Below are 10,621 nucleotides of genomic sequence, written 5' to 3'. Positions count from 1 at the left end.
GCTTCGGGCTGCTTGCCTGGCCGGCCAAATACGGCGAGACCGGCGTCAAGACCTTCGCCGTCAACCAGCACGGCGTCGTCTACGAGATCGACCTCGGCCCGGCCACCGAGGCGATCGCGAAATACATCGACCGCTTCAATCCCGATGCAGCATGGGACGTGGTGGCCGACTGATGCCGGGACCTTGCGGCCGGCACTTTGCCTAGCCCCGCCGAACCGGCGAAGCTCCGCTCGCCGGGAAAGAGATATGCCTAAGAAATAGAGGAGGTCGCTCCATGATCGCTGTGTCGTCCCGGTCGGGTCGCCAGCCGAACTCCGCATGGCTGAGATTCGTTTCGATCGCCTTCGCGGGCGCGTCGGCTTGCTCGTCCTGGTGGACGCCCGCCGGTGCCCAGGATTTTTCGTTCAAGGATTTTCCCTATCTGATCTATTGCGAGTCAGAGGGCGTTGCGCACGCCTTCTACTTTTCCAAGTTGAGCCCAGACGGGGTCGCGATCTACCTGACGCCGGACAGGCAGGCCGGAATGATCACCATCGAAGGCGTGGGCCACAGGGTGGGCGGCGAACAGTCCGGGTCATGCTCCGACAAGACGCTCGATGATCTGAGATCGTCCGGACAAGCCTACGATCTGGCAAAATAACAGGACTGCGATCCTGCCTTAATCTCCCGACCCGCGAGAAGCAGGCCGAGCGGCCGTGCCGGTCAGGCTTGGCGCGCTCAGCATGGACCCGCGTGTCATCCGCCGAGCGCGAACGCGACCGCAACCAGCGCAATACCGATCAGGATCATCAGGATTCCGGTGCGCCAGGGGCTTCCGACGTATTGCCCGAATGTGAATCCGGTGAGGAACAGAAGCAGGATGGCGACGACGTTCGACACCCTCAGCGCCAGGGCGATCTCGTCGAAGAGCAGGAACGGCAAGACGACAGGAAACACGCAGAAGAAGACAAGAAGGAACACCCCACAGGCCGCGAGCAGGTCGTTCCATTGCCACACCTGGTCCGGAGGGCTTTCCGGAAGCGCCTTGAGGCGGAGTCGGATGCGTTCAAGTTCGGCATCCGTGAGCGCGGCAAGAACTGCCGGGGGCAGCTGATCCGCAACGAGAGCGCGTCCCAGGACCGGGTCATCCTCGTTGCGGATCGCGGCAAGATCCGAGACCGCGATCCGCCGTTCGCCCTGCACCCCCATCAGGTACATGACGGCGTCGATTATCCCCCATGCGAGATTGCAGCCCAAAGCGCCGATCAGCACGGTGTGGACATCCTCCCGGCCCGCTTCGGTCGCGGTGATCGAGAGGGTGAAGGTCAGCACCATGATCAGCCCGAAAAGGATTTCGCTGGCGCGATCCAGCGGATCGAGGATTCTGCGGCGCACCGTCTTCTCGGCCGTGGCGCCCGCGCTTGTTCTGTATGACGCGTGGCTCGTCATGCGGCGGGCGGCAGAAGGAAAAGCGTCATGGCGAAGATGGCGTAGACCATCAGGATCATGACGCCGACGAACCATGCGGAGCGTCCGCCATTGGTCATCAGCGTCGCAGCCAGCGTGGCGATCAGCATCATCCCGATCGCGCCCGGCCAGAATTGCAGGCTCATGGGGGCAGGGCCGATGAAGTAGCTGAGGATGACGAGCAGCGGCGCGACGAACAGGGCTATCTGCGCGGCGCTTCCGAGCGCGATGCTGACGCTGAGGTCGAGCCGGTTGCGTGCCGCCGCCGTAAAGGCCGTCGCTATCTCGGCGGCCGCGCCGACCAGCGCGACGATGACGAAGCCGACGAAGGCGGGCGTCATGCCAAGCGTCTCCGCCGCGCTCTGCACAGAGGCGACAAACACTTCGCTCACCAAAGCGACGAGCACGGTGACCGCAGCGAGCACGCCGATCGCCACCGGAATGGGCCAGGGGGCTTCGCCTTCCTCGCCGTGGCCGACGCTGGCGAAATTCTCGCGGTGGGTCCAGAGCGAGAACACCATGCCGAGGCAATAGGCGACGATGAGAAGCGCGGCGAGCCCGAGGCTGAGCGGTTGCAGCATCGCCGCGTGGCCTTCCTCGGCCAGAAGCGACGGCACCAGCAGGGCGACTGTCGCCAGAAACAGCAGCCCGGACTGGAGGCGCGCGCTGACGCGGTTGAACTGCTGTTCATGGTGGCGCAGCCCGCCGATCAGGAAGGCTCCCCCGAGCATGAACAGCGTGTTGCTGACGATCGCGCCTGCGATCGACGCCTTGACCAGCAGATACTGTCCGGCCTGCAGCGCCGTCAGCGCTATGATAAGCTCGGTGAGGTTGCCGAGCGTGGCATTCAGAAGCCCGCCGATAGCTTCGCCGGTCTTGTCGGCGACCGATTCCGTCGCTTTGCTGAGCAAGGCCGCCAGGGGTACAATTGCCAGCACCGACAGCAGAAAGAGCAGGACATGCCGGTCCGGCCATATATGCTCGCCGGCAAGCGCAGCCGGAACGAACACCAACAGCCATAGCAGCGGCTTTGTCCGCAATTCCCCGACAATCGCGTTCATGTCCGCTCCGCCAGATCCGCAACCAAGGCGTTTTGCCTTTCGCCAGTGTCGCGCGCCGCGCTGACCGCCTCAACGTCCGAGGTGTAACAACCTGTAAGCTGCCGCCCTGGCGAAGAGCCTCGCAATTTCGAGTCTAGCCGGCGGCCGCCTCCGGCACCGGCTTCAAGGCGTTCACCGCCTGCTGAGCGGCCGCGGCCCGGTCGCCGCCGCCCTCCACGTGAACCGTCGGCACCGCGATCTTGATGCCGTTTTCCGCGAAGGCCTTCTTGATCATCATCAGAGCCTGGCGCTTCATCTTGAACTGCGTGTTGGGCTTGGTCATCAGCTTCATCTTCAGCTCGATGGCAAAATCGCCGAAGTTGTCGATGCCCTGCATCTTGAGCGGCTCGATCGTGTCGGCGGCGAACTCCGGATCGGCCGCGAGGTCCTGGCCGATCTTCTTGATGAGCTTGCGCGCCAACTCCACGTCGGAATCGTAGGTGACCCGGACCTTCATCTTATCGATGACCCAGTCGCGGCTCATGTTCTCGATCGCGCCGAGCGATCCGAACGGAACGGTGTAGATCGGACCCCGGTGGTGCCTGAGCCGCACCGATCGCAAGCTGAACGATTCCACCGTTCCCATATAGGACCCGCTCTGTATGTACTCGCCGACGCGGAAGGCGTCGTCCAGCATAAAGAAGACGCCGCTGAGAACGTCCTTGACCAGTGTCTGCGAGCCGAAGCCGATGGCGACGCCGAAGATGCCGGCACCGGCAATCAACGGACCGATCTGCACGCCTAGCCCCGACAGGATCGTGAGTGCCGAGACCAGGGCGATGAAGACGGCCAGCGTGTTGCGAAAGATCGGCAGCAACGTCCTCAGGCGCGCGGCGCGCGCGATCTTGTCGTCGCTGCCGGCCGCTTGCGATTCGACGTTCAGCCGATGGTTGATGAGGCCCTTCGACAACTGCCAGAGCAGGTCGGCGATCAGGATGACGATGATCGCGTTGAGCACGCCGCCGATCACCCTGTCGCCGATTTCGCTGCCGGAGAGCGCGCTGGCGCCGGAGCGCCAGAGATAGGCCAGCCAGGCCACAGCGGCAGCGATCACCAGGGCCCGCGCGCCCCTGACCACCAGCACGTCGACGACGATGCCGATCGCGCCGGTGGGCCGCGCCGTTCCGGCCAGCGCCTGCGCCAACCGCCCGGTGCCCCGCACCGCCGACGGCAGGACCAGACCGAAAATACCGAGCCACAGCAGGCCGGGCATGCCCGCCACCCATACCAGCCACAAGACGAGCAGGAATATGCCAAGCAGGATCCGCCTGAGCCAGGACGTATCTGGCGCCGGAAGCCGCCAGACGGTTTCGATGCCCGCGGCCAGCAGCCCGATGCCCAGCAGATAAGCGAGGAGGCGGGCCGCGTCAGGCGACATGCCGAGGGCCCGCACGATGCTGACCGTGGCCCAGCCGAAAAAGAGTATGCCTGCGATAACGCTCGTTCGGCGGAGCCAGAAGCGGATTACCGTCGGGTCGGGTGCAGCGGGTGGAGCATCCGGGGCGGCGTTCGGGTCGACGACCGGCAAGGCCAGCACCAGACTGGCAACCGCGCGGACGAAGCGGAAAGCAATGACGGCCGCAAGCAGCGTGAGCACGACCCTGCGGAGCATCGGCGGCCAGTCGAATGCCACGAAGGAGCCGAAGCTGGCCAGCGAGAAGGCCAGAAGGGCGGCGGCCTCCATTGCAATCGCGGTCGCGTCGACCCCGGCACGGCCCGGCGCCACCCTGCCTATCGATCGTCGCACAAGCCATTCGGCTCCGGCGCCGACCGCGACAAGAACGACCAGGATGAGAAAGACGAGCCCCGGTCGGCCTGCATTGACGTCGCGTGCAGCGACCTCGGCCACTTTGGCGAACTCCGCGGGAAGGCGGGGGATCGCCGCGACGAGGTTGCCAAGGCGGCCGCGCATGGTCTGCTCCCAGGCCGCGACCGAGTCTGCGAGGCTCCAATCCGCCGCCGCCGCGCTGGGCTCGACGACCTTGCGCTCGAGCCAGGCCTTGATCTCGGGATCGTTCATGAGATCGAGGAACTGCTTGGCCTTCTCGGGCGTAACGTCGGCCACTCCGGGCTGCGCCAGTCCAACGCCGGCCGTGCCCAGGCAGAGCAGCAGCGCAAGAAGTCCCGCCAAGCCCAGCCTCAGCGGCAAAACGCGCATCATGGGCAGGTCCTCTTCGTCAATATCCTGCCGTTGCCGCGGCGATGGCCGCGGATCGCGCCACATGTGTCTGCTTGGCGGCGCTGGCCTCCTTGCCGATGCACTCGGCCATCTCGGGGGTTCCCGGCAGATAGCCGTAGGTCACGCACTGAGACCTGAAATAGTTGGCGATCTTCTCGGGCGAAGCCGTCTCGTACCAGGCATCCGACCCGGGAGCCGGGCCGCCCGTTCCACTGCTGGCGCTGGTGCAGCCGGCAAGCGCGAGCAAAAGGAACGTCGAGAGCACTTGCATCGGAAGCATGGGTCGCATCGGTTGGCCCCGGCGGATGCCGCAGTATCGCGGCCTGTCGATCCACTCTAGGTGAGGGCGACGGCGGCGAGAAAGGTACAAGGCGTAAGTTACGGAGGCGGTCGACGGCCGTCTCCCGGAGCGCTGCCGGCCGGCATGCAGGCGAAGCATCGTGGGCTAGCATCGATCCCGTTCGTAGGCGTCGACCGCTGCTTCCGCGTTGTGGTGCATGGCATTGGACCCCAACCTATCTGGGAACTTCGCGGCTCGAAGATAGTCGAGCACCCGCGGGTTGAGCCCGGCCAGCCATAACTTCACACCGCGCTCGGAGAGGCGCTGATGGCCTTCCACCAACATCTGAAGGGCCGAATATTCGATGTCCACGACACCGCTCAGATCCAGCACGAGGACCCGCGGATTATGGGTCGCGATGGCGTGCTGGATCTGGTCGGCCACCTGCTGGGCGTTGAGGAAGAAAAGCCGACCTTCCGGCCGCAGGATGAGCAGGCCTTCAACGGTTTCATCGTCCGGATGCTCAGGTGAAAGCGGCCTCAGAACGGGAGCCCCCTTCTTGCGGCCGATGACATGCACCTTCGAATTCGCCACCTGGGCGGCCAGGCCGACTAGCGAGAGGATGATCGCCACGACGATGCCTTGCAGCGTTCCGAAGAAAAGCACACCCAGAAACGCCACGACCGCCCACCAGAATTCCATCCGCCTGATCCGGAGGATCGATGCGAATTCGGTGGGTTTGATAAGCCCAACCGAGTAGGCGATCACGATGGCGGCCAGCACGCCCTGCGGCAGCAGCCCGAGCAGCGGCGCCAGCGCAAGCATGGTGGCCGCCGACGCAGCCGCCGTGACGAGGGACGCCTTCTGCGATTGCCCGCCGACCGCGCGCACGACGGCTGTCTGAGAGGTGCCGCCGCCGGCCGGCATCGCCCCGAAGAAGGCGCCGGCGAGATTGGCGGCGCCGGTCGCCACGAGTTCGCGGCCCGGCTTTATGGGTGGATCGGAGGGGACGGAGAAGGCTTTGCCGGCCGCGATCGTTTCGGTGAAGCTCATCAAGGCGATGCCGAGCGCTCCCGGAAGCAGCATCTGAACGAGTGCAAGATCGGGAAGCGTCGGCGAAGGTAGCGCTTGCGGGATGAACCCCACCGTTGCGACGCCAAGCGAGCTTGCGCCCAGGATCCACGAGAGGCCAATCGCTGCGCCCATTGCGATGAGCGGGGCAGGGGCGTGGGCCCAGAAACGTTCCATCAGCAGCAATGCGGCAAGAGTCGCGACCGCAAACGCCAGCGTGAGAAGCGACGTCTCGGGCAAATGCTGCACCACACTCAATACATCGCGAAAAAAGCCTTCCTTGGTGATGTGGATGCCGAGCAGCTTCGGGAGCTGATCGAGCACGATCACCAGTCCGATGCCGGCCTTGAAGCCGGTCAGCACGGGCGCGGAGATGAAATTGGCGACAAACCCCAGCCGGAGCACGGACGCCGCGAGCAATATGACGCCGGTCAGTGCGGTCAGCGTCGCCGCTGCCACGATCAGCTTCGCAGGGTCGCCATCCGGAACGGCGATGCCCAATTGCGTTCCGGTCAGGATGGCCAGCGTCGTCGTGGAGCTGACGCTCAGGACGCGCGATGTGCCGAGGAAAGCATAGACGATCATCGGCACGAAGGCCGTATAAAGGCCGACGCTGACAGGCAGCCCCGCAACCGTGGCGTAGGCCATTCCCTTTGGCAGGACCACGGCGGCGGCGGTCAGTCCCGCCACGATGTCGGGCCGGATCGAGCCGGCCGTCATGCCGGTGCTCCGATCGTTTCCCGTCGCTTGCGTTTTGGACGCCATCCGCAACCAGCCTCACGGTTCCGGACAGGCGCGAGCCCTTCCGCCTAATGGCGTTCTCACCAGGTCGATGCCGCCGGGCAAGGCCGGCACTCACCGGAGACGCGTCTCTATCCGGGCCCGATACTACCCTTCGACGGTCCCGTTCTGCCACTGACCCAAGGGACAATGGCCGCCGGTCGCCGGCCTTTGCTACTCCATCGTGGCGGCCGGGTGCGCAGGTCCCGCTTGTGCGCTATGATCGACCGCGCTGTGGCTTCGAGAGTGGGCCTGGGCATGCTGTCGCAATTGCTGTTGGCCGGCCTTGTCATCGGGACCACGGTCGTCGTCCAGGCGGCGTTCATGTCGGTCGGCTTGCGCACCCTGAAGTCGATGGAGGAGACCAGCCACAAGATGCTGAAGCGACCAAATCTTGTGGTCGTCGTCTGGGTGTTGTTCCTGCTCTTTCCGATCGCAATCGATGTCGTCATTTGGGCTGCCGTCTACAGGCTCCGGAGCGCGCTGCCGAGTTTCGAAGAGGCGCTGTATTTCTCGACGGTTAGCTTTACCACCGTCGGCTATGGCGACATCGTGCTCGACAAGGAATCACGCTTGCTCGCAACGTTCGAGGCGGCCAATGGCTGGATCATATTCGGCTGGGCCACGGCGCTCATAATGATCGTGATCCAACGTCTCTATCTTCCGGGACCACCGACAAGGTAGGGAGCCGCGGGCTCGGCGGTAGCGGGTTGGCGAGGCGGGCTGGTTTCCTTGGCCAGGTCCTCCGGCTGGTTTTCCTCGGCGATCCAGGCGTTCAGCAGCGTGTAGGTGACCGCAAGCACGGTGGGGCCGATGAAGATGCCGAGAAAGCCGAAGGCGATCAGGCCACCGACGACGCCGGCCAGTATGAGAAGCAGCGGCAAAGCTGCGCCCCGTCTGATGAGGATTGGTCGTATGAATTGATCGATGGTCGTGGCCACGATGGTGAAGACGACCAGGACCGTGCCCAGGAATGCATCGTTCGAATAGTACACCCACACCACCGCCGGAATGAGGACCAGGGCGGGGCCGAGCTGGATCAGGCAAAGGACGAACATCAGGGCGGTGAGCAGGCCTGCGAACTTCACGCCGGCAACCGCCAGCCCGACACCGCCGATTATGCTTTGCGCCACAGCCGTGACCACGACGCCCAGCGCGACGCTCCTGATGGCTTGCCCTGCGAGATAGACCGCCTTTTCGCCGCGGTCGCCGGCCAGCCGGCGGCCGAAGCGCCGGACATAGGCGGCGGCCTGTTCACCGCCGGCATACATGACCGCCGCGATGGCCGTCGTCAGCAGGAACTGGATGAACATGCCGCCAAGGCTGCCGGCGGCGGACGCGAACCATTGCGTCAGCGTGCCGGCATAGGGCGTAAGCCTGGAAATGAATTCCTGGACATCCGCGGATTGCAGCTTCGTCCAGGCGTTCACCGCCGCCGTTCCTATCACCGGCAGGTCGACAAGCCAGGCCGGCGGCGGGGGGACGCGCAACGACAGCACCGTTTTCAGGAGGTCGCCGATCAGATCGATGTTGGTGACGACGGTGCTGACCGCGAGCCATAGCGGAATGATGAGGATCAGCAGTATCGCAAGGGTCATCACGAAGACCGCGACGCCCCTGCGGTTGCCGACGTGGCGTTGCACCCACAGCAACAGCGGCCATGTGGCAAGGACGAGCGTCGCCGCCCACAGGACGGCCGGCAGGAAGGGCCGCATCACCCAGAGGCTGCCCACGATGAGCCCGCCGATGAAGAGGACGGAGAGTGTGGTCCGGCCGATATCCGGATGCTGCGACATCACATGCCACCTTTTCGAGCCGGCTGAACGTGCTGGCGCCCGATGCGCCGCGATTCAGCCGGCCAGCCGACTGCGGGTTTGGCCGCCTCAATGCTCCCCGGAGAACACCAGCGTCTGGAACGGCAGCAGGAGCGCGTGGATCCTGAGAATGATCGCGTGCACCACTCCAACCGTGTCGATCATGTGGAGATACAGGCTCGTCATGGTCCCCAGATCTTCGTTCTGCAGGCGGTCGTGATTGTTCGTGTATGCATTTGCGAGGCACTTGCTGCCGGGCGGCACGTTGTCGAACCCGCCTTCGAAGAGCGGCTCGAGATAGACCGTCAACGTCCCCGGAACGGCGGCCTGTTGCGCATCGACCAACTGGTCCGAGGCGCGCAACTGTCCGCTCGCGATCAGGTCCTGGACGTCCGTGACGACCATCGGGATGATCGTCAGCGGATTCGATATGCAGGTGGCCTCGGCAAGCATGCCCACCTTGATCACCTGGGCCTCGAGCTGGTTGAACCCGGCTATCAGCCCCCAGCGACCTGCATCCGCCGGGATGAGCACGCCGGCCGGCCGCATCAGGGGATTGACGACATCGCCCTTTCGCAACGTGAACTGTTCCAGCGTGCCGGCGATGCCTGCGCGAACCGTCGTCTTGTTCAGCTCGACCTCCGCCTGCGCTAGCTCTGCTTCGGCGCTTGCCTTCTGGGCCGGTAGAACGGACGAAATCTGCGTCTCGGTGGTTCCCTTGTTCGCTTTGGCCGTCAAAACTGCCGCGTCTCGTCCGGTGACGAGGATCTGGAGTCTCTCGATCTCGCGCGCCGCGACGGAGGCCTCGTGCCGCTTGCGCAACTCTATCTTGGTTTCGAGTTCCTGCAGGGCTTGCTGATACGCGGCCTGTGCCTCTCCTATGCGCGCGTCCGCGGCAGCCAGTTCGGAGGTGGCGGACGCCAAGGCGGCGTCAACCTCGGACAGACGTCGGCGAGCCGTCTCCAGCGCCGCCTCCTGCTTGGAACTGTCGAGCCTGAATATCGGCTGGCCTGCTTCGACCTTGTCTCGAACCTTTACATAGACCTCCTCGACGCGGCCCGATCCCTCAGGAAGGAGCGGCACCGTGCGGAAGAACGAAACGGCATTGGACGTCGACGGATGGAAGTACAGGATGAGGGTGATGAGCGAGATCGTCAGCGCAAGGCAGGCGGTTATCCCGTACCGAAGCTCAAACCAAACCGAGTAGAGCGTGATCTCGCGACCAAGCCGCTTCCCCTGCGCGTAGCGCCGATAAAGGTAGTCCGGCAGGATCGTCACCAGGGAACAAAGAAGCAGTTCGATCATGTCTCAAGCCCTCATGCATGACCTCTGTCGGATCTCGACCGGAACCCGATCTAGCTTTCGGCCCTAGCCTTGTGCGGCCGCTCGGGGAGCACGGTGATCGCCTCCTGATGAGGCGACGCGGCTCCCGCATCGGTATGCGATTCCGCCGCATTTTCTTCTTGGGGCGGCGCAGCCGGCGTCTCCGCAAGCGCCGTCCTGCGATAACCGGCCATCTTCGCCAGCGAGTCGGCCATGGTGGTCAGAGGTCCATGGAAGTCCGGTATGGGAACAAGCGCCAGGATCAGGGCCGCGAACCAGAACGTGGTGTTGTGGGTGAACAGTCCCAGCAACGCCAGGACTGCGACTACCTCGAACTGAAGCTTGCTGGCGTTCTTGTGGGCCATATGCTCAGGCAGCGCGTGCAGCCGGAAATAGACGCTGCCGAGCACAAAGACCATCACGACAAGAAAGATCGCCGCCCCGTTGAGGAACACATCCGACTCGCCCGGCGCGGTGATGAACACAGGCAAATAGTGCGGCGCGGCTGGATTCATCGTGGCCGTCATATCCGCAGCTCCTTCGCTGTTCCCGGGCGGGCGGCCGGGAGATTGCCGCAAGATTTGTAGATGAGCGGCCGGGTTATGACCATAGCCCCAACCCTCGTACG

Annotated in this window: 11 protein-coding genes; 3 read left to right on the top strand and 8 right to left on the bottom strand. The window is 64.4% G+C overall.

All coding sequences use genetic code 11. From position 1 onward, the window contains the following. Together D8676_RS26370 and D8676_RS26365 are read left to right on the top strand one after the other, a co-directional pair. Positions 1-173: DUF2950 family protein (locus tag D8676_RS26370; protein ID WP_121584071.1), on the top strand; the 173-nt coding region annotated here is incomplete at its 5' end. Positions 174-274: 101 nt separating this feature from the next. Continuing rightward, positions 275-640: a hypothetical protein gene (locus D8676_RS26365; protein WP_245427189.1), complete on the top strand. Its 366-nt coding sequence runs from the start codon at positions 275-277 to the stop codon at positions 638-640. A gap of 95 nt (positions 641-735) precedes the next feature. On the opposite strand, the gene D8676_RS26360 is transcribed toward D8676_RS26365, so the two are convergent. The 5 genes from D8676_RS26360 to D8676_RS26340 all read right to left on the bottom strand — a co-directional run bounded on the left by D8676_RS26360 (position 736) and on the right by D8676_RS26340 (position 6,796). Then, on the bottom strand, positions 736-1,314 hold the full coding sequence (locus D8676_RS26360; RefSeq protein ID WP_245427187.1) for a VIT1/CCC1 transporter family protein: 579 nt from the start codon (positions 1,312-1,314) through the stop codon (positions 736-738). Positions 1,315-1,424: 110 nt separating this feature from the next. After that, positions 1,425-2,507: a calcium/proton exchanger gene (gene cax, locus D8676_RS26355; RefSeq protein ID WP_121584070.1), complete on the bottom strand. Its 1,083-nt coding sequence runs from the start codon at positions 2,505-2,507 to the stop codon at positions 1,425-1,427. A 133-nt stretch (positions 2,508-2,640) separates the two neighbouring features. Continuing rightward, a complete protein-coding gene (locus D8676_RS26350) occupies positions 2,641-4,707 on the bottom strand; it encodes a mechanosensitive ion channel family protein (RefSeq protein ID WP_121584069.1) in 2,067 nt (688 codons plus the stop codon). A 16-nt stretch (positions 4,708-4,723) separates the two neighbouring features. Next, positions 4,724-5,005, bottom strand: coding sequence for a hypothetical protein (locus D8676_RS26345; RefSeq protein WP_121584068.1), 282 nt, complete (start codon positions 5,003-5,005; stop codon positions 4,724-4,726). 165 nt (positions 5,006-5,170) lie between these two features. Further along, positions 5,171-6,796 carry a SulP family inorganic anion transporter gene (locus tag D8676_RS26340; protein ID WP_121584067.1) on the bottom strand — a complete coding sequence of 542 codons (1,626 nt, stop codon included), beginning with the start codon at positions 6,794-6,796 and terminating at the stop codon, positions 5,171-5,173. 318 nt (positions 6,797-7,114) lie between these two features. Between D8676_RS26340 and D8676_RS26335 the strand changes: the two genes are divergently transcribed. Beyond that, positions 7,115-7,540, top strand: coding sequence for a potassium channel family protein (locus D8676_RS26335; RefSeq protein WP_121584075.1), 426 nt, complete (start codon positions 7,115-7,117; stop codon positions 7,538-7,540). On the opposite strand, the gene ydiK is transcribed toward D8676_RS26335, so the two are convergent. From ydiK to D8676_RS26320, 3 genes are all read right to left on the bottom strand, one after another. Continuing rightward, positions 7,513-8,652: an AI-2E family transporter YdiK gene (ydiK, locus tag D8676_RS26330; RefSeq protein WP_183097263.1), complete on the bottom strand. Its 1,140-nt coding sequence runs from the start codon at positions 8,650-8,652 to the stop codon at positions 7,513-7,515. The two genes, D8676_RS26335 and ydiK, sit on opposite strands and share 28 nt — an antisense overlap. 87 nt (positions 8,653-8,739) lie before the next feature. Continuing rightward, positions 8,740-9,975 carry a biotin/lipoyl-binding protein gene (locus D8676_RS26325; protein WP_121584065.1) on the bottom strand — a complete coding sequence of 412 codons (1,236 nt, stop codon included), beginning with the start codon at positions 9,973-9,975 and terminating at the stop codon, positions 8,740-8,742. A 50-nt stretch (positions 9,976-10,025) separates the two neighbouring features. Next, positions 10,026-10,520 (bottom strand): hypothetical protein, encoded by a 495-nt coding sequence (locus D8676_RS26320; protein WP_121584064.1) that lies wholly within the window; start codon positions 10,518-10,520, stop codon positions 10,026-10,028. Between the last annotated feature and the right edge of the window lie 101 nt (positions 10,521-10,621).

It is taken from the genome of Mesorhizobium sp. YM1C-6-2 (assembly GCF_003666685.1).
Taxonomy (GTDB): domain Bacteria; phylum Pseudomonadota; class Alphaproteobacteria; order Rhizobiales; family Rhizobiaceae; genus Mesorhizobium_K.
This window is presented reverse-complemented; position numbering and strand designations above follow the sequence as displayed.

Excerpts from the sequence above, each read along its gene's own strand:
- D8676_RS26340 (WP_121584067.1), bottom strand. The coding sequence starts at position 6,796 with ATGACGGCCGGCTCGATCCGGCCCGACATCGTGGCGGGACTGACCGCC.
- D8676_RS26365 (WP_245427189.1), top strand. The coding sequence starts at position 275 with ATGATCGCTGTGTCGTCCCGGTCGGGTCGCCAGCCGAACTCCGCATGG.
- D8676_RS26360 (WP_245427187.1), bottom strand. The coding sequence starts at position 1,314 with ATGGTGCTGACCTTCACCCTCTCGATCACCGCGACCGAAGCGGGCCGG.
- D8676_RS26325 (WP_121584065.1), bottom strand. The coding sequence starts at position 9,975 with ATGATCGAACTGCTTCTTTGTTCCCTGGTGACGATCCTGCCGGACTAC.
- D8676_RS26335 (WP_121584075.1), top strand. The coding sequence starts at position 7,115 with ATGCTGTCGCAATTGCTGTTGGCCGGCCTTGTCATCGGGACCACGGTC.
- D8676_RS26350 (WP_121584069.1), bottom strand. The coding sequence starts at position 4,707 with ATGATGCGCGTTTTGCCGCTGAGGCTGGGCTTGGCGGGACTTCTTGCG.
- D8676_RS26345 (WP_121584068.1), bottom strand. The coding sequence starts at position 5,005 with ATGCTTCCGATGCAAGTGCTCTCGACGTTCCTTTTGCTCGCGCTTGCC.
- ydiK (WP_183097263.1), bottom strand. The coding sequence starts at position 8,652 with ATGTCGCAGCATCCGGATATCGGCCGGACCACACTCTCCGTCCTCTTC.
- D8676_RS26320 (WP_121584064.1), bottom strand. The coding sequence starts at position 10,520 with ATGACGGCCACGATGAATCCAGCCGCGCCGCACTATTTGCCTGTGTTC.
- cax (WP_121584070.1), bottom strand. The coding sequence starts at position 2,507 with ATGAACGCGATTGTCGGGGAATTGCGGACAAAGCCGCTGCTATGGCTG.